Source organism: Mariniflexile aquimaris (assembly GCF_042676825.1).
In the GTDB taxonomy this organism is placed as follows: Bacteria; Bacteroidota; Bacteroidia; order Flavobacteriales; family Flavobacteriaceae; genus Mariniflexile; species Mariniflexile aquimaris.
On record NZ_JBHTIB010000002.1, the window covers coordinates 779,532 to 805,849 of the forward strand.

The 26,318-nt window shown below is 32.5% G+C and carries 22 protein-coding genes; 10 read left to right on the forward strand and 12 right to left on the reverse strand.

Annotated features, from left to right (window positions below; all coding sequences use genetic code 11):
- Positions 1–19: 19 nt before the first annotated feature.
- The 6 genes from ACFQ0I_RS03500 to ACFQ0I_RS03525 all read right to left on the reverse strand — a co-directional run bounded on the left by ACFQ0I_RS03500 (position 20) and on the right by ACFQ0I_RS03525 (position 7,983).
- Positions 20–436 (reverse strand): Fur family transcriptional regulator, encoded by a 417-nt coding sequence (locus ACFQ0I_RS03500; protein WP_379939375.1) that lies wholly within the window; start codon positions 434–436, stop codon positions 20–22.
- 2 nt (positions 437–438) lie between these two features.
- Positions 439–1,644, reverse strand: coding sequence for an efflux RND transporter periplasmic adaptor subunit (locus tag ACFQ0I_RS03505; protein ID WP_379939377.1), 1,206 nt, complete (start codon positions 1,642–1,644; stop codon positions 439–441).
- Positions 1,645–1,709: 65 nt separating this feature from the next.
- Positions 1,710–6,044 (reverse strand): CusA/CzcA family heavy metal efflux RND transporter, encoded by a 4,335-nt coding sequence (locus tag ACFQ0I_RS03510; RefSeq protein ID WP_379939378.1) that lies wholly within the window; start codon positions 6,042–6,044, stop codon positions 1,710–1,712.
- 119 nt (positions 6,045–6,163) lie between these two features.
- The gene (locus tag ACFQ0I_RS03515) at positions 6,164–6,472 is read right to left on the reverse strand and encodes a DUF6660 family protein (protein WP_379939380.1); all 309 of its coding nucleotides are present in this window, start codon (positions 6,470–6,472) and stop codon (positions 6,164–6,166) included.
- A gap of 159 nt (positions 6,473–6,631) precedes the next feature.
- Positions 6,632–6,970 (reverse strand): hypothetical protein, encoded by a 339-nt coding sequence (locus ACFQ0I_RS03520; RefSeq protein ID WP_379939382.1) that lies wholly within the window; start codon positions 6,968–6,970, stop codon positions 6,632–6,634.
- 5 nt (positions 6,971–6,975) lie between these two features.
- Complete coding sequence (locus ACFQ0I_RS03525; protein ID WP_379939383.1) at positions 6,976–7,983, reverse strand: HEPN domain-containing protein; 1,008 nt, start codon at positions 7,981–7,983, stop codon at positions 6,976–6,978.
- A gap of 304 nt (positions 7,984–8,287) precedes the next feature.
- Between ACFQ0I_RS03525 and ACFQ0I_RS03530 the strand changes: the two genes are divergently transcribed.
- A complete protein-coding gene (locus ACFQ0I_RS03530) occupies positions 8,288–8,506 on the forward strand; it encodes a helix-turn-helix domain-containing protein (protein WP_379939384.1) in 219 nt (72 codons plus the stop codon).
- 105 nt (positions 8,507–8,611) lie between these two features.
- Here the strand turns inward: ACFQ0I_RS03530 and ACFQ0I_RS03535 are convergent, their stop codons facing one another.
- A complete protein-coding gene (locus ACFQ0I_RS03535) occupies positions 8,612–12,613 on the reverse strand; it encodes a P-loop NTPase (protein WP_379939386.1) in 4,002 nt (1,333 codons plus the stop codon).
- A gap of 13 nt (positions 12,614–12,626) precedes the next feature.
- Positions 12,627–14,528, reverse strand: coding sequence for a hypothetical protein (locus ACFQ0I_RS03540; protein ID WP_379939388.1), 1,902 nt, complete (start codon positions 14,526–14,528; stop codon positions 12,627–12,629).
- Between the two features lie 223 nt (positions 14,529–14,751).
- Between ACFQ0I_RS03540 and ACFQ0I_RS03545 the strand changes: the two genes are divergently transcribed.
- Entirely contained in the window at positions 14,752–15,519 is a 768-nt protein-coding gene (locus ACFQ0I_RS03545; RefSeq protein ID WP_379939390.1) for a type IV toxin-antitoxin system AbiEi family antitoxin domain-containing protein, read from the forward strand.
- On the forward strand, positions 15,512–16,408 hold the full coding sequence (locus ACFQ0I_RS03550) for a nucleotidyl transferase AbiEii/AbiGii toxin family protein (RefSeq protein WP_379939392.1): 897 nt from the start codon (positions 15,512–15,514) through the stop codon (positions 16,406–16,408). Before ACFQ0I_RS03545 ends, ACFQ0I_RS03550 begins: the two co-directional genes overlap by 8 nt.
- A 107-nt stretch (positions 16,409–16,515) precedes the next feature.
- On the opposite strand, the gene ACFQ0I_RS03555 is transcribed toward ACFQ0I_RS03550, so the two are convergent.
- The gene (locus tag ACFQ0I_RS03555) at positions 16,516–16,692 is read right to left on the reverse strand and encodes a histone H1 (RefSeq protein ID WP_379939394.1); all 177 of its coding nucleotides are present in this window, start codon (positions 16,690–16,692) and stop codon (positions 16,516–16,518) included.
- 293 nt (positions 16,693–16,985) lie between these two features.
- Positions 16,986–17,273 (reverse strand): tyrosine-type recombinase/integrase, encoded by a 288-nt coding sequence (locus ACFQ0I_RS03560; RefSeq protein ID WP_379939952.1) that lies wholly within the window; start codon positions 17,271–17,273, stop codon positions 16,986–16,988.
- A gap of 202 nt (positions 17,274–17,475) precedes the next feature.
- On the opposite strand from ACFQ0I_RS03560, the gene ACFQ0I_RS03565 reads away from it, so the two are divergent.
- Positions 17,476–18,666 carry an ATP-binding protein gene (locus ACFQ0I_RS03565; protein ID WP_379939396.1) on the forward strand — a complete coding sequence of 397 codons (1,191 nt, stop codon included), beginning with the start codon at positions 17,476–17,478 and terminating at the stop codon, positions 18,664–18,666.
- Positions 18,667–18,719: 53 nt separating this feature from the next.
- Here the strand turns inward: ACFQ0I_RS03565 and ACFQ0I_RS03570 are convergent, their stop codons facing one another.
- Both ACFQ0I_RS03570 and ACFQ0I_RS03575 read right to left on the reverse strand, forming a co-directional pair.
- Positions 18,720–19,928 (reverse strand): phage integrase SAM-like domain-containing protein, encoded by a 1,209-nt coding sequence (locus ACFQ0I_RS03570; protein ID WP_379939398.1) that lies wholly within the window; start codon positions 19,926–19,928, stop codon positions 18,720–18,722.
- Positions 19,929–20,635: 707 nt separating this feature from the next.
- Positions 20,636–21,232 carry a riboflavin synthase gene (locus ACFQ0I_RS03575; protein ID WP_379939400.1) on the reverse strand — a complete coding sequence of 199 codons (597 nt, stop codon included), beginning with the start codon at positions 21,230–21,232 and terminating at the stop codon, positions 20,636–20,638.
- Between the two features lie 65 nt (positions 21,233–21,297).
- On the opposite strand from ACFQ0I_RS03575, the gene pdxA reads away from it, so the two are divergent.
- From pdxA to accC, 6 genes are all read left to right on the forward strand, one after another.
- On the forward strand, positions 21,298–22,344 hold the full coding sequence (gene pdxA / locus ACFQ0I_RS03580; RefSeq protein ID WP_379939401.1) for a 4-hydroxythreonine-4-phosphate dehydrogenase PdxA: 1,047 nt from the start codon (positions 21,298–21,300) through the stop codon (positions 22,342–22,344).
- Between the two features lie 73 nt (positions 22,345–22,417).
- On the forward strand, positions 22,418–22,957 hold the full coding sequence (locus ACFQ0I_RS03585; protein ID WP_379939403.1) for a YceD family protein: 540 nt from the start codon (positions 22,418–22,420) through the stop codon (positions 22,955–22,957).
- A 9-nt stretch (positions 22,958–22,966) separates the two neighbouring features.
- Complete coding sequence (gene rpmF / locus ACFQ0I_RS03590; RefSeq protein ID WP_379939405.1) at positions 22,967–23,170, forward strand: 50S ribosomal protein L32; 204 nt, start codon at positions 22,967–22,969, stop codon at positions 23,168–23,170.
- A gap of 180 nt (positions 23,171–23,350) precedes the next feature.
- Positions 23,351–24,352 (forward strand): beta-ketoacyl-ACP synthase III, encoded by a 1,002-nt coding sequence (locus ACFQ0I_RS03595; RefSeq protein ID WP_379939407.1) that lies wholly within the window; start codon positions 23,351–23,353, stop codon positions 24,350–24,352.
- A 22-nt stretch (positions 24,353–24,374) separates the two neighbouring features.
- Positions 24,375–24,848, forward strand: coding sequence for an acetyl-CoA carboxylase biotin carboxyl carrier protein (gene accB / locus ACFQ0I_RS03600; protein ID WP_379939409.1), 474 nt, complete (start codon positions 24,375–24,377; stop codon positions 24,846–24,848).
- A 91-nt stretch (positions 24,849–24,939) separates the two neighbouring features.
- Positions 24,940–26,292 (forward strand): acetyl-CoA carboxylase biotin carboxylase subunit, encoded by a 1,353-nt coding sequence (gene accC / locus ACFQ0I_RS03605; RefSeq protein WP_379939411.1) that lies wholly within the window; start codon positions 24,940–24,942, stop codon positions 26,290–26,292.
- The last annotated feature ends 26 nt before the right edge of the window (positions 26,293–26,318 follow it).

Genomic DNA, 26,318 nt, shown 5'->3' on the forward strand with positions numbered 1-26,318 from the left:
AGATGCAATGGAAGTGCAATTATTGCCCACTACATTTGTCGCACATGCCTTTTACAACCAAGTTTACATTTTCTGAAACAAAACCATCTGGCACTTTTATTTGAGGAATTTTGTGGTCTGTTAAGCAAATGGTTTCTCCACAATTATTACAATGGAAATGTAAATGCAAATCTGTTTCTATTTCACAATGACAGCCCTTTTCACATAAGGCATATTTTGTAACTCCAGTACCATCATCTATTTGATGAACAATAGTATTTTCTTCAAAGGTTTTTATAGTTCTATATAGTGTAGTTCTATCTGCTTTTTCGAAGGTATTTTCTATATCACTCAAGGTTACTGCCACTTTCTTTTCTGCAAGAAACTTGTAAATTAATAATCGCATTGCCGTAATACGGATATTTTTTGACTCTAATAATTGTTCTATTGTTTGCATAATTAATGTTCGTGTTCTGCTTCTCCTTTTTTCATTTCTGCAATAAGGTAGTAAGCATTATTATAAGCGAATTTTGTTTTTGGGTTTATATCTTCTGTAAACTGAACCGCTATCCAAGTGCCATCTTTTGCACCCAAAATAACTTCAATGGGTTTAAAACTCCAATTGTTATTTTCTCTTTCTGCTGAAAACACAAAAAACCTATCACCTTCTTTAACTATAGCACTTTCAGGCAACGCCATAGTTTCCGTATTTTCTGTTTGGATTTTTCCTTGAATATACATTCCTGGTATAAGATTTCCTTTTTTATTTTCAATCTCTGCATGTACGTGTACCGCTTTTGGATTGTCCTCAAAAGTTTTACTTACCGAATAAATTTCTGCGGTTAATTCTTCATCCTGGATTGATTGCAGTGTAAATGTTACTTTTTGACCTTTCTTTACTTTATATACATCTTTTTCGAATACCATCAAATCTGCATGAACATGATGCGTGTTTACTATTTCAAAGAGTTCGGTTTGAGGTTCCACATACTGTCCTGTTTTAACGCCGACCTTTTGCACAAAGCCATCAATGGGGCTACGTAATGAAATACGTTGTGCAATACTACCATTACGTACCGATGTTGTACTAATATTTAATAACTGTAATTGAGCCGCCATTCCATTAACCATTGCTTTTGAGGCTTCATACTCTGCCTCAGCTTTTTGGAAATTTGCGCCAGAACCAACTCCGGCATTGAATAATTTTTGTTGACGCTCAAAATTCTTTTTTAAAAAATTACTATCACTATACGCATTTAAATAATTGGTTTGCATTTGAATAATATTGGGATGCGAAAGATATGCCACAACTTGACCTTTGTTCACTTTATCACCTTCAATCACTTCAATAGATACTACGTTAGCACCAACTACCGATGTTATAGCGGCTTCACTTTGTGGCGGCACTTCTAAAGTTCCATTGGCTTCCACATAGCCACTCATGTTGCGCAAGGCAATGCTATCTATTTTCATTTTTAAGGCTTCAAACTGTTGCTGTGTAAGCATCACTTCTTCGCCTTCATTGTGGTTATCTTTTTCTTCAGTTTTTTGTATTTCATCATGAGAATGACCATCACCTTCTTTATGATTTTCTTTATTTCCGCACGCAGTTACTACAATTGATACTATAAAAAGTATGAGGAATTTATTTGTTATATTTTTCATTGTCTAAAATTTTGTATGTGTATTGACCATTATTTGCCAAATGCCCATTATGGGCTTTCATTGTCTTATTGATTAAAGTATTGTAGTTGGAATGTACTTTCTAAATAGTTCGCTAATGCCGTTTGTGCTTCTAATTCTGATTGAATAGCTTCTTTTATAAGTTGTGTAAACGCTGTGTAATCAATCTCTCCTTCTTTATAAGCAAACAAAGCACCAGTTTTTTGTTCTTTAATAAGTGGTAATACTTCATCCTTATAGAACAGCCAAGATGTTTTCCATTTTTGGTGATTTTCTTTGGCTTGCTTAAATTTAGATTGCACTTCCTTTTGCTTAAACTGCATATTTGATTCGGCAATTTGTCTATCAATTTTTGCTGTTCTAATTTGTGCTTTTGTTGTACCAGATAAAAACGGTATGGAAATACCAGCTTGATACGTGTAAAATCCAGAATTTCCATTTACATTTTGTAAACTGCCTTGAAGATTTAACTTTGGTAAATTTTCGGCTTTTGCAGCTTTCAGGTTTGCGTTTGCTTCTGCTACTTCAATTTGTGAAATAGTATACAACGGGTGTGTTTCCAAATTAAAATCGTCTACATCTATTTCGTTCTCTATATCAGTTTCATCTGAAACCGTATAAAATTCATCTGAAACCAACCAAAGGTTTAATTGTTGTAAAGCAATAGCATATTCACTTTTTGATTGCATAAATTTATTCTGAATCTGTAAAGCTTGATTTTTTGCTGCTGCATACTCTAATTTAGAAATGGCTTCGACTTCATAATTTAATGCTACTGCTTCTTCAAAGTTGGTATAAATAGAATCTAACTCTTTGTATAAATTATAATTCCTTTTACTCTGTAAGGCATTTGCCCAGGCCTTTTTTACTTCCAATTCTAAATCTAATTCTGAAAGCTGAAAGGCTTTTTGGGCTAACTGAATACGTTGCTCCTGTAATTTCCTTTTTGGAGAAATTCCAAATACATCGATATTTGATTGACCAACACCAATAGTTGTATAGATACCTGTACCGTCCTTAACTTCTTCACCTCCCGTAAAAATTTGAGTTGTACCAAAATCGAAAGCAGTTCCTTTTAATTGTTGTTGCTTATCAATTTCAAGTTGACGTTGTTTTAAACTTGGATAGTTTTCCTTAGCCAGTTTTACCGCTTCTTGCATTGAAATTATGGGTAACACATCGTTTGCTTGTTGTGCGTTTCCAGTTATTGGTAACAAAAACATAAAAGCTACCATAGCAGTCACTGTAATTGCTTTTTTGTCTGCTCTAAAATTAAATGATTTGTTTTCTACCCAATGATATAATATAGGCAACACGAATAATGTTAATAATGTAGAGGTTAACAAACCACCAATTACAACGGTTGCTAAAGGGCGTTGCACTTCTGCGCCAGCTGATGCCGAAATTGCCATAGGTAAAAAGCCCAATACATCTGTAAGCGCGGTTAACATAATTGGTCTGATTCTTCGCTTTGTACCTTCTACAATTCTATCTTTTAGATTGGTAACACCTTCTTCTTTTAATTCATTCAGACCACTGATCATTACTAATCCGTTTAAAACAGCAACACCAAACAAGACAATAAAACCTACTCCTGCCGAAATACTAAAAGGCATATCGCGCAACCATAATGCCACAACGCCACCAATGGTTGCCATGGGGATTGCAATGTAAATCATTAAGGTTTGCGGCAACGATTTTAGAGCAAAATATATAAGAATAAAAATGAGCAATAACGCAATGGGAACAACGGTTTGTAAACGGTTACTGGCACGCTCTAAATTTTCAAAAGCCCCACCATAGCGAATGAAATAACCCGATGGCAAGTCTAATTGTGCATCTAATTTCGTTTTAATTTCACCTACCAACGATTTTACATCACGACCTCTCACATTGATACCTACATAAGTTCTTCTGTTTGTATTGTCTCTACTGATTTGCATGGGACCGCCTTTATAACTTACATCAGCTACTTCTCTCAATGGAATCTGCGCACCAGACGGCAAGTTGATAAACAAATTTTGCACATCTGTTATGTCTTTACGATTATGAGAACTTAACCTAACCACCAAATCAAATCGCTTTTCGCCTTCAAAAATAGTTCCTGCTATACCTCCTGCAAACGCTGATTGCACAATTTGATTTAAGGTGTTTATTTGAAGTCCGTATTGTGCCAATTTACTTCTATTATAAGTAATTGTCATTTGTGGCAACCCTGTTGTAGCTTCCGCTTTCATATCGCCAATTCCTTCTGTACCAGCAATGATTTTAGATATTTCTTCTGCTTTTTGTGAGAGCACCTCAATATCTTCACCATAAAGTTTAATGGCAATGTCTTCTCTAACCCCTTCAAGCAACTCGTTGAAGCGCATTTCAATAGGTTGGGTAAATTCATAATTAACGCCTGGTACGATTTCTACCGCTTCTTTCATTTTTTCAATCAGTTCGTCTTTAGTTTCAGCAGTTGTCCATTCGCTTTTAGGTTTCAGTATTACAAATACATCTGCTAAATCCATTGGCATGGGATCGGTTGGAATTTCTGCAACACCAATACGACTGACTATTTTTTCTACTTCTGGAAACTTTGCCTTTACAATTTGTTCAATTTTTGTGGTTGTTTCAATCGTTTCTGTAAGCGAGCTTCCGGGTTTTAAAATGGCGTGAAATGCAATGTCGCCTTCATCCAGTTGTGGAATAAATTCACCACCCATTCTTGTGAACATAAAAACTGCAACACCAAATAACACAACAGAAACCCCCATTATAAGTTTGCCTTTCGTTAAAGCTTTTTCTAATAGTGGTTGGTATTTGTCTTCAACCCAATGCACAAATCTATCTCCATACGAGTTTTTGTCGTCTTTTGGTGCTCTTAACACTAATGCAGACATCATTGGAACGTAGGTTAAACATAGCACCATTGCACCAATCATCGCAAAAATGAAGGTCAATGCCATTGGTTTAAACATTTTGCCTTCAATGCCTTCTAATGCTAATATGGGTAGAAATACAATTAAAATAATCAGTTGACCGAAAAAGGCAGCATTCATCATTTTTTTTGAGGCATCTGCTGTTACTTCGTTTCGTTCTTTGGATGTCAAATTCCTTTTCTTTAGTACTTGCGAAGCGATTAGAAAAACGGTGCTTTCTACAATAATCACAGCACCATCTACGATAATTCCGAAATCTATTGCGCCAAGACTCATTAGGTTTGCCCAAACGTCAAACACATTCATTAGTATAAATGCGAATAATAGAGATAATGGAATTGTTGAAGCCACTATTAAACCACCACGCCAGTTTCCTAATAAAAAAATGAGTACAAAAATAACTATTAATGCACCTTCAATGAGGTTGGTTGCAACGGTTGAAGTGGTTTCTGCTATTAATTTGCTTCGGTCTAATAAAGGTTCGATAATCACACCTTCTGGCAACGATTTTTCAATTTGAGCCATTCGCACTTTTACATTCTCAATAACATTGTTTGAATTAGCGCCTTTAAGCATCATTACCAAACCACCAACTACTTCGCCTTCGCCATCTTGGGTTAAAGCCCCATAACGAATGGCCGCTCCATATTGTACTGTTGCAATATCGCCAACAGTAATTGGAATATTGTTCGTGTTTTTAACCGTAATCTTTTTTATATCCTCTAAACTGCGTACCAAGCCTTCTCCACGAATAAAATTAGCTTGATGGTTCTTTTCAATGTACGCACCACCTGTATTTTGATTGTTGGCTTCAAGCGCTTCAAAAACATCGGTAATTGTTAATCCAATTGCTTTTAGTTCGTTTGGGTCTACAGCAACTTCGTATTGTTTAATTTTTCCACCTATGGCGTTTACTTCAACAACACCTTCTACCATAGCCATTTGACGTTGCACAATCCAATCTTGCATGGTGCGCAAATCAGTCACCGAATATTTGTCTTTATATTCTGGTTTTACTTTAAGTGTGTATTGATAAATTTCTCCTAATCCAGAAGAAATTGGCCCCATAGTTGGTTCGCCAAAACCACTCGGAATTTGTTCTTTGACTTCGTTTAGTTTTTCAGCTACTAATTGCCGTGGTAGATAAGTTCCCATATCGTCATCAAAAACGATAGTCACTACAGATAAGCCAAAACGAGAAATGGAACGGATTTCCTGAACATCGGGCAAGTTGCTCATTGCTACTTCTACTGGATAAGTTACAAATTGTTCAATGTCTTCTGTACCTAAATTGGGTGCTTGTGTAATGACTTGTACTTGATTATTGGTAATATCTGGAACGGCATCTATAGGCACTTTGGTCATACTCCAAATGCCTGCTCCAATTATGGTAAGGGTTAGCAAACCAATAATGAATTTATTATTGATTGAAAAATCAATGATTTTATTAATCATAGAAAATGTATTAATTCAGTTAAACAAATCGAGATACGCCCATTTAATGGAAGTAAACCGAAGTAATTCGAACCCATTTAAGGTTCATTAATGGATATAATAATCCTAATAAAACTGAATTATACTTGTGGAGGTTGTAAAATAGAAGCGTTGAAGTCTTTTTCAAGACCATCAAAATGAAAATATACTTTTGTAGAAATATGGTTAATGGCAATTTTAAAATCTACCACCTTAAAATAGGTAGCATGAATATGACAACATTGGCAATTACAAAAAGGCGAACATAAATCTGAATCTTGGTGTTGATGGTTGTCTGTAGCATGTGAAATTTCTGTTTTAGCATCCTCATGAGTAGGGATATAATCAGCACAGGGCGCTAAATTAAGCGCGAAAATGTATATTGCTAATAGGATTGCTAAATATTTCATTGTAGCAAAGATATAAATTATTTAATGCAATGCTGTTGCAAATATGTAATCTTAAGTTTGTCCATTTGAAAATCTGATGGCAGTACGATATCCACTTTATACTTAGTTGATTCAATTAATTTCTAGTGGTTTTTTTTCATAGCCAATGAAGTTTTATTGTTATTCTTTTGTGTTCTCACCCTCCGATATAATTTTAGTAATCTTGTCTAAACAAAACATCTGGTCATGTGGCAAAAGGTCGATGACCAATTCTAGCACCTTGGTCACACTGCTTATGGTTGTCTTATTGCAATGCTTGGGATATATGAAAGAACCATTTCCATCAAGGGCGAAGAAGCAAACTTCCAAGAGTGCCGAAATACTAGTGGTTATATCCTCATGGTCGAATACCTCAAAACTGATGGTCTTTCTAATCCTGTTTCCAAGAGATTCCGTGCTCACACCAGGAAAGTTTTGAATATGTTTCTTTATTGCCTTTAGTTTCTTTTTTTCTTTCATCAGCTTTAGCTTTTCTCGGTTATCGTTAAATCTCTTAATACATCTAATAATTCCATTTCTTCATGAGGAATCAAGTCTAATGCGTATCCTAAAACTTCCTTTACATTATGCAAGGGATCGGGAATGGAACGTGTAGGTACATACTCGTATTCCATAGCAAGAATACATACCTTTAATAGATTTGAAATCATGAACGAGGTCTCCAAATACCCTTCCGTTACAATTCCAAGGGTATATAACCCTTTTTTATAGGGATATGGTTTTAAGGTTGAAAAGTCTTTTGTGGAGAGTGATTTAATAAAATTGGATAGTTCGGTGTCATTTTGTTGAATACATTGGTTTTTTGGTACATTAACTTCATCTTGATTTGATTCTTGCTTTTTACAAGCATCCAATTTGTTTTTAAACAATAAAGTTGCTATAGATTCAATTTTATTGGCTTTCTCCAATATTTTATGGATTTGTTCTAAATTGATATGGTAATTGTTTTCATAACGTGTCGTTATATAAGCATCATCCAATAATTTTAAAAGGTGTTGTTCCTCCTCTATTTCTGTATTGAAAAGGTTTCCTAGTTCTGGAATAAATGTTTTTATATAGGTTTGAAGTTCTTTAATGCTATGGCTTTTACGTTCCTTTCCCATTGTAAAAAGAGCGACATATCGAAACCATAGTTCTATATATTGGTGCAGCATGTAAGCAGCATGGGATAGATTATTTTTTTCGATAAAAAAGGTTGCACCATCCAAAAAAGCAGCGATTTTATCGCGTTCTTTTTCGAAATTTGATTGAATATTATTAAGTGTTTTTTCGGTAACATAATATTCATTAAAATTGTCTAATTCTACATCAGAATTTTGGAAGATAAGGTTGTCCCAAAAGCATCCATGAACAAAAAAAAGGTTTTCTTCTTTTAACTGTTGATGGGCATATTCAAACGAAAATATTCTGTACAAAAAGTCCGTTTCTTCCTGGAATATTTTTGCAACCATGCCCGATAATTCTTTGGTCAATGAACAACATTTTCTTTCCAAGACGACGATTAACAGAGATTTGCTTTTATCTTCAAACTTAATGTCTGACTTATAAATATATTTTACCTCAAGAAAAGTAGTAAGCTTATTTATGACCTGTTCTAGATGTGAATTAGTTTCATGATTCATAATCTTAAAGATTTTAAGTTTAGATATTCAGACATATATTTCATATAATCAGAACTAATGTACATGTAATAAGATAAAATAACAAACAAAAGTTTAGAAAATCGGAAAATTTTATCTTAAATGGTAAATTTATATACCGAAAAATAGATAATACATGACAAATTTAGGTCTCTACTTTGCTAAGAAATCAATTAACAGATCAGATGTGTCTCGCAAAACTGGCATAAGCAAAACACGATTGAGTGAACTTGCAAACAATTTAAATACACAATTAAAAGTGAAAGAACTGTACTTAATTTCTCTTGCTATTGATGAAGATCCTGGGGAATTATTAAAGGAAGTTTGTAAAGACCTTGAGCTGCCTAAGTCCTAAATTTAATAACCAAAATTATACTCAATTGCAAATTTTGTGGATTTAGTATTATCCAAAAGAAGATAGACTACATTTTAGGGAAAGCTAAAGCATTTTTAAACTTGTTTAGTCAACTATATCATTTAATCCATCTGCAATAGCTCGGGTAGTAAAAGAATTATATTCTTCAGATAAACGTATTTGAATATCAGATATATCAGGACACACCTCATTTAAATCAGAATTAATTATATGAGAGTTCACATTATTAAAAAATTCTTTATCATCAATCAAGTATTCAATTGATTCCCATCCTTTTGAAACTTCACCTTTTCTATTTTTAAGAAAATTTTGAAGTTTATATACATATTTTGATGTAATTTCAGTGTTATTAAAATCAAACTTTTTTGCTTCGATATTAATTTTTTCTATTTGTTTTTGGAATTGTTGAATATTAGTAATCTCTCCCATTACTGCTTCATAATATTTAATATTATCATTTTCTTCATTCCAAAATTCAAGTTTTAAATAATCTATTAATTCTTTATCTATATCATCAAAAAAACTAAAAAAACGATACCAATTATCACCATCAAATTCCTCATCTAAATTATGTGTATGAATTTTATATACTTTTTTATTTACTGGCATTCCTTGAATTAATGGTATATAAATAACGGATTGAACATTGTCTCTGACCATTATTCCTTTAGCACTAAAGTAACTAGCACTGAGCGTATTCTGTACAAATACTCTAGCGTATAGTAATGAAGCAAAGTAAATCTCTGAATCAACTTCAGCTGTGAGAACAAGGTTTTTTCTGGTATTCTCTGATAGTTCAACATTAAATAGAATACCAGCTAATTCAAAAACATCTTTTCGTTCTTTTAAAAACCTTTTGCTGAGATTTTTCTTAATATCACTAAACTCTTTCCTTGAATTAATATATACTTTACTACTAATTTTTCTATTTCCTTGATTATAAAGTTGATTCCAACTATAAAATAATGCCTCAAGATTTCTACTTTCTATACTTTCTATTTTCTCCAATTTCTCTGAAGAACAAAACTTAGAAAAATGTTTTTTAAACTCATTTTGAAATTTCGAAACTTTAATTAAAGCTTCAGATATATTACTGTAAAGAATATTTGGATTATAATCTTCTAAATCCTTAACACCTGAATAAAGTTTATAAACAGACAATATGTTGCTCCCTAATTGATTAAAAACATTATCTAAGCTCGAAAAGTAATCTCTATTAATTTTATTAAAATCTAAATACTTTTTTATTGAAGCTATTGTTGTTGCCTTTATTAATGATTCTTCTTTTTCATTAAAAGATTTTTCATTAGTCCCTTCAGAAACATATCCCCATTTATCAACTATATTTTTAGGGAATTTAACCTTGTATACTCCTTCTAACTCCTTTTCCGCTACTTCTAAAGGTTTTATAAACACTTTATAATCCCTTTTTCTAAAATACTCTTGAAACCCTTTAATTACCTCTGTTAATGCATAATTATATTTCCCTCTGTTTTCAATTATTTTTGACACGTATGATTCCCATGAATCAGGTCGAAATTGATAAATAAACAAACTATTAATTAAAACATTTACTTGCACTAAATAGCCTAAAGGCAATAAATTATGCTTTATATTTTTATCACTAGGGTCATAAGGTAACTCAATATCCAAAAAAGAATTATTCACTGCTTTTATAGAGTAAGAATCTTTATCAGGAAAAACGTTTCTCAAAAGCTCAAGAATTTCTGTAGATTTATTTTGCAGATGATTTGTTTCTTTTACTTCTTCAAATTCATACTTTAAATAATCGATAATGTACCTACAAGAAATATGGTTATCATTGCTTTCTTTTAAATCAACAATGCTATATTCTTCTAATAATCGTGATAAGAACAACTTCCTGTAATTATCGATAAAATCAACAGAAAAATTTATCGATTGAAGACCTAGTAACAATACTGAAATATCTTTCAAAGAAACTTCACTATCAAAAAGAGTTAGAAGTACATTTTCATCAATAACTATATTTGCGTCAAGATTTAAATGACCAATCCAAAAAGTATACTCTCCTAAAACAACAAGTTCTTTCTTATCACATAATTCACATGAAATATTGTCTTTAGAACTAATCCATCTTAAAATATATTCAAAAACATCTTCTTTAGGGGATATATTATTTTTAATCTCTTTTATTCTAATACTAAAATCTTCCGATAATATATTTGAAGGTATTAACCCTTCGTCCCCAGTTACATTTGCATAATCATAAGGTAAAACTAACGCCCAAATTGTACCAAACTCATTATATAGAGTTTCAAAAGGTTCTTTATTCTTTATGAAAAGAAAATCACTCACACCTTTCCAAAGAAGAGCATTCAATACATTAATATTTCCAATCCAACTTTTAAAATTATATTCTTTAACTATATCTAAAAAAGTTTCAACATCGTACCCAAAATTGAAACCATTTAGTAAAAAAGAATATATATCTCCTTCATACAATAGTGGTATAGAATCGTTGATATAATCATTAATATCAATGTAATCATTCTCATTAAATAGAATATCACATAAAATTTCTGATCGTATAGGATGCAACCCCGTTAAAAATTCTTTGTTTTCAGTAAACTTTAAGAGATATTCTTTTTCAAGGTTTTTTACAACTCTGTTTGATAAACTTCTATTAATCTGAATAAAATCAATTAGCTTTTTGTAATTAATTTTAGCTCCATAGGAATCAGATAAACACACAAAACGTAATATTTCTAATTCACTTATTTTTTCTTCCTGCTCTAATCGACTAATTTGGCTTTCTAATCTGGCTTTTAAAGTATCTCCTTGATTAATAAAATAAACATATTCTAATAAAAGCCCTTTATTGCCAAACTTTAACCATGATTCTTCAAAATCTGTGAACTTTAGCTCTTTTTTATATTTTGATAAACTTTCATAAATGCTTTCGGCTTCTGTTTTATCAAATATTAATTCCATATCTTTAAAGTTATACTCGGCACCAAGAGTAACTCTATTCCAATCTTCTTGCCTAATAGTAATCAAAAATTGAAGATTCTTTTTTGCAGATAGTTGCTGAAGTAAATCATTCCAATAAACATCTTGAGGTTTTATATCAATATAAATTAATATTGGGAAAAAGAATTCTTTACATAAAGCATTTAAACTACTAATAGTTTCATATAACTCATTATAATTATTGGATAGCTTTAGTTCATATGAAGTATTACTTTCTGAAAAATCATGTATATACCTATACGCTAAAGTACTTTTTCCTTGTCCAGAAGCACCATGGATAAATACAACATTAGTCTCTTTAAAAGCTTTATCTATTGTATATAGCTTTTCAGTTCTGCTAATATCTAAATTTGATAGAATATGTTCATATCTAGTCGAAACTCCATAATAAAACTCTTCTTCTAGTTGAGCCGCATTAACTTCCTTTAATGTCCTATTATTAAATGGTAAAATGGTGTTACCAAACTGGTTTACAAATGATTTTTGTTCATTAAGGAATACTCCTATAGAATCTAAATTTGATATTATTTTCTTAGCATCAATTTTTCTTTGCTCTTCAGCAGATTTATAAATCCAAAAAATTAATAACTCTGTTGCTATAAATGGATTCAAAAAAGGTCTAATATTGTTGAGTAACTCTATTATTTCCTTATACAAAGTTTGTTCTTCAACAATTTCTGGAACTTGATAATTGCTTAAAATTCTATCAATTTCAAATGAATTGAATCCCTTTTTACGTAACTTTTTTGACAATAAAGATTTTTCAATTAGTTCATTACTAACGTTACCAAATGAAACTAGCTTTATAGTAGCTTTTTCTTGATTTTCTATAAGCTTACTTGCTCTCTTAAAAAATGAATCCTTTTTAGAAAACAAATCAGCAAAAACTAATGTTTCAGATTTATTTTTAACCTGTATAACCTCTATGTAATCACCTTTTTCATCAATAATATCTAAATCCTCATAAAACCCTTCTGGCTTGAATGTGTAGTTTTTTCTATAATCCTTAAGAATCCTATATAATGAGTATAAAAATTGTGTTCTATAACCTTTTAACGCTGAAATTGCACCCATATCTTAATGACCATTATTTCTTTATTCTTTTATCCCTCAAATACATTTCTGTTATTTCAGTCTTAAAATCTTTAAATTGCTCTCGCGCATTCCAATCAATAAATTCATTAATATTCTTTCTCATTCCTCTTCTAGTTGTATTCTCAAGTTTATTTTTCCATATCTGTAAAGACTTATGCATTTTTAATAAAACAATTTTTCTACTCGACTCTTTATTGATACCTGACATGACTCTGCTGAAATGTAATCCCCAAAAACTATATATATTTTCATCTTTTGTACCGATGGCTTTTTGATGTATTTTGTGAAAAGCTTCCAAGATTGTCCCGTCAAAAATATCTTCATAGAAATGTTCAGCAGATATTTTAGCCACATCATTATTTATTGCCCAAAGTGTTCCAATGTAGGCTTTTGCTCCAACTGCAAGAAAAGATTCAGAAATGGCTGACCAGGACCAACAAGTATTATTGAATATCAAAGGCGAATGCCCTGAAGCCAAATGATTAAACATAGCTTGAGAATGAAAATCATAACACTTGATGTAGCAAGAACCATCTACAATTACTTTCTTACTTCTATCTTTATCCTTGTTTTTTCTTAGATAATTCTGCATATCCAAAAAAACATAATTTGGATATTCTATAGCTTTTAACTCCTTACTTCTCCAAATATAGCCATCAAAAGTTCTAAAAAAACTTTTGGTAGTAACAGGATGTAGGTCTTGGTAAGGAGATAAAGCAAATGTAGCTACTTCGTCATAAATAATAGTATGTCCATTTCCATCTCTGTCTTTAAAAGTTTCAGTAATTCGAGACCCTTTAATTTCTCCTCCATGACTGCACATGTGGAGTATGCTATAAGGATATTCTTTAATATGATTATCAAGATTGAAAACCGTAGCATTCTTACCAATTAATGACTTCACAAATAGATTTTTATTTTCTAAATACTCGATTACTGAATCCGTTTCTTCATCTTGAAATTCTAACGGAGAAAACACTACTGCACTAGGACTATCAGAAAAGCTATCTATTTGAATATTATTAAAAAGAAAAAAATCTGGAAGCAATTGAAGATTTACATGAGAAATAGGAATCTGGTTTTTAAGAATTAGTCCATAAGGAGCTCCTTTAGTAAAGAAAGTTGCGAATTCATATTTCAAAAAATCAATGTGCTCAATCGATGGGTATATAAGTGCACTTAAATCGTTAAAAGCAATTTGGTCTTCAATTCCGTCAGATGCATTCTCTTTCCACTTCTGTATAAGCACTCTATACTTTGATGGATCAACGTCGGGTGAATCTATTAATTTTAAATTAGCATTTACAGCTGTTGCATAGCTTATGGCTAAAGGTAATGTAGAATTATTAACCCTCTCTATAACTACGACTCCTCTTTTATAAGAATCATCAAATACTACATCTCCTGCGCTTTCATCGATTTGAAGCACTAAGTTATTCTCTATTGCCACATATAGAGCGTCATAGACATTGTTACTATTACAAGGAAGATAACCTGATTTTTCAACTAAATGGCTAAGGCTAAAGTCTGCTTCCTCAATCGTATCTATATATATTGTATTGTAATCATTTAAAAAATCTAAATAGCTTATTTGATCTTTGGATAGACCGATAATAATTAAATATTTGCATCTCCTTAATCGTTTTAGTGAGTTGTGTACTTTAATGTTGAATTCTTGAGACCTAACCCTACTTATATAATGTTCATCAATTTCCCCCTCATGTAGTTTTGTTTCATCAAAATCGTTTGCATTTGAAGTGACTTCAGCAAACTCAAAAGTTGGAACATAATCTCCAACATTGTTCACATAACTTAAAATGACAGCAGTTAATAAGGGTTTTTCATAATTTACAATAAGAAAGTAATCAGAATTTATTTGGGGAGGTTTAAACATTTTAATTGAGTTTTTAAACAGTTAATATCGTACATTTTTTTCTGTAACTAAAACCTCTTTCCATAAAATGGTTTTGACTATCAGTATTCTGTTGTAAAAATAAATAATGTGATATTCGAAAATGGTTTAAATTTAATATAAAAACTAAACTTTTAATTTATAAATAGCTATAATTATAAACTATTCTGTACATTTGGTTTATATTTTTGCTTAAAACTATACTATGAGTTTAGAAAAAGAACATAAAATAAACTCTCTTTTGCGAGGTTGGCCACAAAATGCTGTTTACCTTACTTCATGGTTGGTAGCAAATGGGTATTCTGATCAGTTATTGAGTAGATATAAAAAGAGCAATTGGATAACCCCTATAAATAATGGAGCTTTTGTAAAAAGTGGTGACACTCCAACCATCGAAGGAGCCGTATTTGCTTTGCAATCGCAGGGTAAGTTCGGTGTGCATCCAGGTGGCAAATCCGCTTTAAATCTTTTAGGAAAGGCTCATTATCTAGAATTTTCAAGACAGCAGTTTACACTTTTTGGAAATGAAAATGAGCGCATCCCTTCTTGGTTGAAAAATTATAATTGGGATATGGAGATAAATTATTATTCTACCTCCTTTTTGCCTGTTGATTTAGGTTTGACAGACATAGAAGTTAATGGATTTTCTATAAAAGTATCGGGTGCAGCACGAGCAATAATGGAGTGCTTATATTTAGCTCCTAAAAAGCAAGAATTAAAAGAATGCTATGAGCTTATGGAAGGGTTGAATAATTTACGTCCTAATCAAGTGCAACAACTGCTAGAAGCTTGTACATCCGTAAAAGTAAAACGATTGTTTTTATATCTGGCTAATAAGTGTCACCATCCGTGGCTAGAATTTGTAAACGTTGGTAATATTGACATGGGAAAAGGGAAACGACAAATTGTTGTTGATGGGGTGTATGATCCAAAGTATAAAATAACAATTCCTAAAAATTTGGTCGATGAATAATTATAAGAATCAAGTTCGTTTACTTTTAGGTGTAATTCCTGAAGTAGCAAAAGAAAAGTGTTTTGCACTTCATGGAGGAACGGCTATCAATTTATTTGTAAGGGATATGCCTAGGTTGTCAGTTGATATTGATTTAACATATATACCTATAGAAGATAGAACAACGTCTTTTACTAATATTAATAATGCCTTAGGAGAAATAAAGAAACGTCTGAATATCATTTTTCCAAGTTTATTGTTAGTACATGAAAAAGACAAGCTGAAATTACAAATAAATAATAAAGATGCATTAATTAAAATTGAAGTAAATCAAGGTATCAGAGGTTTGATGGGTGATACTAGTTCATTGGTATTATGTGATAAAGCCCAAGAAGAGTTTGATGCCTTTTGTTCCATTCAAGGAGTATCGTTTGGACAGTTGTATGGTGGAAAAATAGTAGCGGCGTTAGATAGACAACACCCCAGAGATTTATTTGATGTAAAGGATTTGTTGGGAAATGAAGGATTTACAAAGGAAGTAAAGGAAGGTTTTATTTTTACCTTGCTGAGCAGCAAAAGACCTATTAAAGAAGTATTATTTCCTAATTTGATAAATCAAGAACAAGCTTTTGAAAACCAATTTATGGGTATGACTGAAAAACCTTTTACGTATGCAGATTTTGAGCAAACTCGGAAAAAACTAATTGAAATTGTACGAGGAGAACTTACCGAAAGTGATAAAAATTTTATTATAAATTTTGAAAATGCTTCACCTGATTGGAGTGTTTATGATTTTGAAAAGTTTCCAGCCATTCAATGGAAGTTTCAAAACTTGCTAGCACTTAAGGAAAGTAACCCGGAAAAGCATAATTCCAATATGAAGCAACTGAAAAGATTACTTATCTATTAATTTAGATTTGTTGCATTAAGTTATTGAATAGAGCTTTTAGTTTTATTTTCAAAGTTGCCTATAAAAAAGCCCTCTAGAAAATCAGAGGGCAGTTTCTGTGCGGCTATTTATTTTTTAGCATCTTCTATAGAGACTTTTCTAAATTCTTTTAGTAATTTTTCAAGTTCTAAAGTTGATTTACGTGCTCTTGGTCCAGCTGCTTTTACACCATTTTCAATTAATGATGCTGATTCTTTTTTGAATGTTTCAATTTCTGTGTTGATTTTTTCAATTAATTCTTTCATAAAATTTTTTTAATTTAGAGGGCAAAAGTAGTGTGTTTGTTTTTAAAATCTAAACAGATTAGTGTTAAAATAGGAGCTTTTGGTGACGAGTGAAATCTAGCAATGGTTCTTTTTCAATATCGTTTAGGTGTTTAAATGCACCTATATTTTTTCAAAATTGTAATTCTAACGGTTTTAATTTGTCCTCATTATATGAAAAATTTGGCCAATCCTTAGATTGCAAATTCCAGATTTTACGTGCCATGAGCTATAAATATGATTTTTTTTGCTCATATATTAATATGCTAAAACAATTATATTTCCACTAATTTTTTATTATCATCATCCAGTACCTCACTAGGTAATGATTTAAGATATATTTGAGTGGTTGTAAGTCGGTTATGCCCTAGCATGGCAGAAATAGCCAGTAAAGGGACCTCTTGAAGCATAGCTTGAGTTGCAAAACTATGACGAGACACATAAGATGTCAATCGTTGTTCAATATTACATTTTTCTGCAATTTGCTTAAGGCCCTTATTATAAACTTTACGAGCCCATAATACATCTTTGTATTGAAGTTCGTTGGTGTCTCTTTTTATAATAGGTAAGTATCTTTTTTAGCTAAGGAGTGATTTTTTAAAGTTTTTACTCTACCACTTAGTATATTGGTTACCTTTAAATTAGACATTCCATGGCGCATATATAGGTTATCTAAAAGTAATATATAATATTGAGTTAGATTTTTAATAACAGCACATCCTAAAATGCAAAAAATAACCTATATTGCACATATAAATATGCAACATGGAGCAATTACTAGAAAAATCGGCAGCATTGGTTCAACGAATACGTTCTGAAAAGAAACGCTATTTATACAATGAGATTAACTGGAACAACAAATTAATAGGCATAAAAGGCGCTAGGGGTACTGGCAAAACGACCCTTTTGTTACAAAAATTAAAAGAGTTAAAGTTGTTACCAACCCAAGGAACCTATTGGTCCTTAGACGATTTTTACTTCACAACACATTCTTTGGTAGAAACTGCCGAAGCATTCTTTAAAAAAGGCGGGCAATATCTTTTTTTGGATGAGGTGCACAAATACGAAAATTGGTCTATTCATATAAAAAACCTGTATGATTTTTATCCTGACTTAAAGATAGTGTTCACGGGGTCGTCCATAATCGATATTTCTAGAGAAGAAGGCGATTTAAGCAGACGGATGTTAATGTACACCTTATCTGGACTTTCATACCGTGAATATTTGGCGTTTAATAATTTGTATAATTTTGAACCTATTGCTTTGGAAGACATACTTTCCAAAGATCGTAAATGGGCCGAAATGTTTCCTGCAGAGTTTAAACCATTAGTGTATTTTGAGGATTATTTGCAATACGGTTATTATCCATTTTCAATGGAAGATAAACAAGGTTATGCTACACGGCTGCAACAACTGGTGCGCTTAATTGTGGAATACGATATGGCAGAACTAAAGGGTTTCGATGTGCGTAATGCAAAAAAAATGTTGCAATTACTTAACGTGGTTGCCGCTAATGTACCCTTTCAGCCCAATATAACCAATATCGCAAAAAAAAGCGATATCCATAGAAATTCAGTGGTAGGGTATCTTCATTTTTTAGAGCAAGCCCAGTTAATAAAATTGTTGTACGCATCCGGAATCAGTTTGGCAACACTTCAAAAGCCCGAAAAAGTGTATTTGGACAACCCAAATCTAGCCTATGCATTTTCAACATCAAGCCCAAATGTGGGGAATTTAAGGGAAACGTATTTTATTTCCCAAGTTTCAGTAAGACATAAAATTGCATACCCAAAACTAGGAGACTTTTTAGTTGATAATACATTTACTTTTGAAGTTGGAGGTAAAGATAAAACGAGCAAACAGATTGATTCTGTGGAAAACGGTTTTGTGGTTGCAGACGATGTTGAATTTCCCATTACTAAACTACCACTTTGGCTATTTGGATTTTTATATTAATGCCTTATGGATTTTGCAGGATTTTATATAGAAATTTCAATAATAATTTAGCATCAAACCAAAATTTCAATCGCCTCATCTAAAACTGAGTTATCAAATTCCTTAAGATAAGTTTGTGTGATACTAAGATTTTTATGACCCATAGATTCGCTAATAATATCGGTAGCGACTCCTTTTTGTTTTAAACAGTTAGCAAAACTATGTCTCGCTACATAACTGGTTAGGGTTTTATCTATTCCACATATTTCTGCAATCTCTTTTAATTCTTTGTTGTAACGTTGAAGAGTTTTATGTTTTCTGTTTTCCAATTGCGCCGGTGTTAAGTTGTTTTTCAAAAGAATGGGAAACACATATTTAGTATCAATGGCAAACTCTTTGTAATAATTCAAAATCTCTCGAACAGGAGGAAGAATTTTAATTTTAAAATTTCCTTTAGTTTTAGATCTTGTATAATATATTTTATCCTTGTCAATAGCTTTCCATTCAAGTTTCATCATATCGGCAAAATTCATACCTCTAGTATAGAAACTAAATATAAAATAGTTTCTAGTATTAGCATACCAAGGATATTTTACTAGGTCGAAATCTCTAATCTGAATAATTTCCTCCATTCTTAAAGCTTTTTTCAGATTTTTACCTTTTAGTTTCGAAACTTTATAAGTTTTAAAGGGGTAGTCCTGTTCCTTTGCTATTTTTCTTTCAATAGCAAAATTATATAGCGCTCTTATTGTTCGCATTCGCACACCTATTCCGCCATCGCTTCCACCTCTTGACCTCAAGAAAGCTTCATATTTATTTAAAAAGGATGGGGTAATGTCTTTAAAGTTAAGTTTGGTGCTTTTATGAAATAAATTCAAAGAGGCGAACACCTCTTTATTTACGCGTGCATTGCCTGTTCTTCCTGCATAAATCATTTCACCAATAATTTCATCCCAAAAATAGAAAACATTTTGCTGTACTGGATTGGAAACAATTCTAAAACGATTTTCAAAATCTTTTAGAGTGAAATCATTTTTTTCCATTTCCAAATCCGAAAGAATTTTTAATGCTCTATCCTTGAATTTAAGCAGTAACCTGTTATTTTGGGTACTATTTGAATTCTTATTGGTAAAGCTTCCCGTTGTTTGATTCCACTCCATCGGGAATGCTCTAAATATTGTTTGAAAATATTTCGATTTTCTGTCTTTCGATACTCTTAAAGAGATGGGATAACTACCATCAGCAAGTTTTGTTTTTCTCAATACGGTTTTTACGGTCGACATAGTTTTAGAATTAATCAGTACAACATCTGTACAACAAATTGCCTTTTAAAGGTAAATTATATGCAAATAAAAACAAAACAAAAAATCATAAATAATTGATAATGAGAACATAAGGCGCTAAATATTGCTAGATGAAAACTAAAATAATCCGTCTCATAATCAGGTGGTCCCTGGTTCGAGCCCAGGTGGGACCACTGATTATAAGCCTGTTACAAAAAGTAACAGGCTTTTTTTATGTCATTATAGATTGGTTACCAAATAAGTTTCAAATCTAATTTTCAGTCAATTTTTGTTCAATATTATTTATATATTTGGCTGAATGTTAAGAAATGAGGGATTATTTTTTACTTGTAAATACTTTTTGTTCATAAAACTCGTTTTAATACACAAAAAGAAAACAGCTAAATAATGCGCTTTATCGATGAAATTAGGTGTTTCATGGGTGTTTTTGGATTTATTTCCAATGGAGTTGTTTTGCGCGCTCGCTTTTTTTTATACATTTGTTACCCAATGATGATGATACAAAACAAAAGAATAGTTGCCTCAATCTTATTTGTATTAATAAGTTTTGTATGTATAGCACAGAGTCCGCCACCACCTGGACCTCCTATTCCTCCGGGATTTCCAATTGACGGAGGTGTATTGTTTGGCCTATGTTGTGGCTTATTGTATGGGGCAGTGAAGTTAGTAAAGCATAAAAAAGTGAATTAGCTTATCTTTCCTAATTCTAACAATTTAGCTACATATTTCCCTAATACATCAAATTCTAAATTAACAATCGTACCTACTTTAAACGTGTTAAAATTGGTGTGTTCATAAGTATAGGGTATAATGGCCACACTAAAAGAGTCGGGTTTAGAACCAACAACGGTTAAACTCGTACCGTTTACAGTAATCGATCCTTTTTCAATAGTAATGTTATTAAGTGTTGGGTCGTATTTAAAAGTAAAAACCCAACTTCCATTCGCTTCTTCAATATCGGTGCACACCGCAGTTTGATCTACATGACCTTGAACAATATGACCATCTAACCGATCGCCTAGCATCATGGCGCGTTCTAAATTAACCTTATCAGAAACCTTTAATGTCCCCAAATTGGTTTTGTTTAATGTTTCTTTAATGGCAGTCACGGTGTATTCATCGTTATTAATGGCAACCGTAGTAAGGCAAACGCCATTATGGGCAACACTTTGGTCGATTTTTAATTCTGGTGTGATAGCACTTTTTATGGTGATATGCAGGTTGTCAAATTCTTCTTTTAAATTTGAAATAACGCCAATATCTTCAATAATTCCAGTAAACATATTATTATGTGTTTATTTAACTAAATTTGCATCATCAAAATTACAAACAAAAGTTGTTATTCTTAATGAAGAAATCAGAAAATATAATAGTTGGTATTTCAATTGGCGATTTAAATGGCATCGGATCAGAGATAGTTTTAAAAACATTCGAAGATTCCAGAATGTTAGATTTCTGTACGCCAGTTATTTTCGCTTCGGCAAAATCAATGAATTTTTTTAAAACACATTTTAATTCTGAAATTAATTTTAATAATATAAATAGTTTAAATCAACTAGTTTTTGGAAAAGTTAATGTATTAAATTGTTGGAACGAACCTGTTACTATCGAATTTGGTAAAGAAGATGTTAAAATAGGCGAGTATGCCATTAAATCATTACAAATCGCAACAAAAGCGCTCAAAGAAGGCAGTATTGATGTTTTGGTAACGGCGCCAATAAATAAACACAACATACAATCCGCTACATTTAAATTTCCGGGACATACAGATTATTTAGCCCAACAACTAGAAGGTGAAAGTTTAATGTTTATGGTTACAGATGCGTTACGAGTTGGGTTGTTAACAGATCATGTGCCAGTTAAAGATATTGTAGATAATCTTTCTGAAGAGTTGATTTTAAAGAAAATTAACACTGTTTATAACTCGCTTTTAATGGATTTTAATATTGTAAGACCCAAAATAGCGGTTTTAGGTATTAATCCGCATACAGGAGACAATGGTGTTATTGGAAATGAAGACGACACCATATTAAGACCTACAATCCAAAAACTTAAGGAAGAAGGCAAGTTAGTATATGGTCCATATGCTGCCGATAGTTTCTTTGGTTCTAACAATTACAAAAATTTTGATGCCGTAATTGCTACCTATCACGACCAAGGTTTAATTCCGTTTAAAACCCTTTCCTTTGGGCAAGGTGTTAATTTTACGGCAGGATTAAATAAAATTCGAACATCGCCAGACCATGGTACAGCCTATGAAATTGCTGGAAAAGGCGTTGCAGATGAGAACTCTTTTAAGGAAGCTGTTTTTGCAGCAATTCAAATATTTAAGAACCGATTTGAATATAACGAACTTACATCAAATCCCTTAAAAAAGAGCCATCAAAAGATGTGAACAAAAAAATGTTTATAAGTAATGCTGCGTAAATAAAAATTTATATATTTGCAGGCTCAAAATAGATGTGATAATGAAGCCACTGAAAGAGTTTACAATCCCTTTTGTAGGATTAAAGATTGGAAAACATCAATTTGAGTATAAAATAGAGGAACCGTTCTTTGAATATTTTGAGTATGAAGAGTTTAATGATGTTAAGGTTGATGTAAATCTAGAATTAGATAAAAAAGCAACCTTATTAGAATTAAACTTTAAAATAACAGGCGCTGTTAACATTAATTGCGATGTAACCAACGAGCCTTTCAATCAACACATAGAAAATGAGTTTGATTTGGTGGTGAAATTTGGTGACGAATATAATGATGAAGATACTGATATTCTTATTGTTCCACACGGAACTTACGAAATCAACATTCAGCAATATATTTATGAATTAATTGTTTTGGCAGTACCCATTAAACGAATTCATCCAGGTGTTGAAGACGGAACCTTAGATTCAGACATACTTAAAAAATTAGAAGAATTAAGCCCAAAGCTTAAAGAAGAAAAAGACATTGAAGAGGAAGTTGATCCTCGTTGGAATACATTAAAGAAACTATTAACGGATAAATAAACATAAAAAATGGCACATCCTAAGAGAAAAATCTCGAAAACAAGAAGAGATAAAAGAAGAACACATTATAAAGCAACTGCGCCACAGATTGCTACATGTCCTACAACAGGAGAAGCGCACTTATACCACAGAGCACACTGGCATGAAGGAAAACTATATTACAGAGGTCAAGTTTTAATTGACAACTCTGAATCTGTAGAAAACGTCGCATAAAAAACTATGCATGCATATAATAAAACGCTCACATGTGAGCGTTTTTTTTATGATATGCTTTTTCTAAATGACAAAAACACGTATTTTGCATGTTATTTCGTGAAATTTTAGTAGTTTTCATGAAATTACGAGTGTTTTATTCAATTTTAATGATTTTTTGTTCAATTTAGCTATAAAGTTATGAGAAAAATCTCAGCAGCCATAACTGCGGTTGGTGCTTATGTGCCAGATTATGTATTAACCAATCAAATTCTTGAGACTATGGTTGATACGAATGATGAATGGATCACTACTAGAACCGGGATCAAAGAGCGTCGTATTCTTAAAGACGAAGATAAAGGAACTTCTTTTCTTGCTATAAAAGCAGCCCAAGACCTTATAAATAAAAAGGGGATTGACCCTAAAGATATCGAACTTGTTATTGTTGCTACAGCAACTCCTGACATGAAAGCTGCCTCTACCGCTGCTTTTACTGCATCTGAAATTGGCGCTGTAAATGCGTTTTCTTTCGATATGGATGCTGCATGCTCTAGTTTTTTATTCGGTATGTCTATCGCTGCCAGTTATATAGAATCAGGCAGATATAAAAATGTGTTATTAATTGGAGCAGATAAAATGTCTTCAATAATAAATTATAAAGACAGAGCAACATGTATTATATTTGGCGACGGAGCTGGAGCTGTTTTGTTTGAACCTAATGAAGAAGGTTTAGGTCTTCAAGATGAATACCTAAGAAGTGATGGTACAGGCAGAGAGTTTTTACAAGCAACATACGGTGGGTCTTTAAACCCACTAACACATGAAGCTTTAGACAAAGGTGGTCAATACGCCTTTCAAGAAGGAAAAACAGTATTTAAAAATGCGGTGTTTAATATGGCCGATGCCACAGTTAAAATATTAGAGCGAAATAATTTAACAAAAGAAGATGTTTCGTGGTTGGTAGCACATCAAGCTAACAAGCGAATAATCGATGCAACGGCACAGCGTATAGACCTAGAAGAAGAAAAAGTGATGATTAATATTCAAAAATACGGTAATACCACATCGGCAACTTTACCGTTATTATTAAGCGATTACGAATCACAACTTAAAAAAGGAGATAATTTAATTTTTGCCGCCTTTGGAGGCGGATTTAATTGGGGGTCCATTTATTTAAAATGGGCATATAATTCAGTACACTAACCAAGAACTAATTAGTAAAATTATGGATATTAAAGAAATTCAAAACTTGATCAAATTTGTAGCTAAATCTGGCGCAAGTGAGGTTAAATTAGAAATGGATGATATAAAAATCACCATAAAAACAGGTTCAGACCAAGAATCAACAGCGGTACATTACGCACCTATTCAGGCACAAGCGCCACAATTGGTAGCGCCACCGGTAGCCGAAGCAAAAGCGCCAGCAGAAGCTCCAGCGCCAGCAGCAGAGAGTTCAAAATACATTACAATCAAGTCTCCAATTATTGGAACTTTTTATAGAAAACCATCACCAGACAAACCATTATTTGTTGAGGTAGGTCAAACCATTGCCGAAGGCGATGTGCTTTGTATTATCGAAGCTATGAAACTTTTCAATGAAATTGAATCTGAAGTTTCAGGAAAAATAGTTAAAATTTTAGTTGACGATTCTTCACCTGTTGAGTTCGATCAACCATTATTTTTGGTAGATCCGTCTTAATTTGAAGTTTAAAGTTTAAAGTAATAAGTTTAAAAGCCCAGGTTATTAAACTTGTAAACAACTAAACCATAAACTCTTAAACTCAAAAAATATGTTTAAAAAAATATTGATTGCCAATAGAGGGGAAATTGCATTACGTGTTATTAGAACTTGTAAAGAAATGGGCGTCAAAACTGTTGCAGTTTACTCGACTGCAGATGCCGAAAGTTTGCATGTTAAGTTTGCAGACGAAGCGGTTTGTATTGGGCCTCCTTCAAGTAGTTTATCCTATTTAAAAATGTCTAACATTATAGCAGCTGCCGAAATTACTAATGCAGATGCGATACATCCAGGTTACGGGTTTTTATCCGAAAATGCTAAATTTTCTAAAATTTGTGAAGAGCACGGAATTAAATTTATCGGTGCGTCTCCAGAAATGATTGACAGAATGGGCGATAAAGCCAACGCCAAAGCCACCATGAAGGCTGCAGGAGTACCATGTGTACCTGGTAGTGATGGCATTATCGAAACATTCGAAGAGTGTGAAAAAATAGCTAAAGAAACGGGCTATCCAGTCATGCTTAAAGCTTCTGCCGGAGGTGGTGGTAAAGGTATGCGTGCCGTTTGGAAACCAGAAAATCTTAAAGATGCTTGGGATTCTGCACGTCAAGAAAGTAAAGCTGCTTTTGGAAACGACGATATGTACATGGAAAAACTTATTGAAGAACCAAGACATATCGAAATTCAAGTTGTTGGCGATTCTACTGGAAGAGCATGTCATTTATCAGAAAGAGATTGCTCGATTCAGCGTCGTCATCAAAAATTAACCGAAGAAACGCCGTCGCCATTTATGACCGATGAACTTCGCGATAAAATGGGTAAAGCCGCTGTTAAAGCAGCAGAATATATTAAATACGAAGGTGCAGGAACCATCGAGTTTTTAGTCGATAAACACCGCAATTTCTACTTCATGGAAATGAATACACGTATCCAAGTAGAGCATCCAATTACCGAGCAAGTTATCGATTTCGATTTAATTCGCGAGCAAATTCTTGTGGCTGCAGGTGTGCCAATTTCCGGAAAAAATTACACGCCAAAATTGCATTCTATAGAATGTCGTATTAATGCCGAAGATCCTTTTAATGGGTTCAGACCATCACCAGGAACCATTACAACCTTACATGCTCCGGGAGGTCATGGCGTGCGTTTAGATACCCACGTATATGCTGGCTATACCATTCCGCCAAATTACGATTCTATGATTGCCAAGTTAATAACAACCGCGCAAACTAGAGAAGAAGCCATCAATAAAATGAAACGTGCTTTAGACGAGTTCGTTATAGAAGGTGTAAAAACAACCATTCCATTCCATAGACAATTAATGGATCATCCAGATTATTTAGCTGGAAATTATACCACTAAGTTTATGGAAGATTTTGTGATTCAAAAACATGTTGAAGAATAAATAATTAAGACTCCGAAAGCCATTTC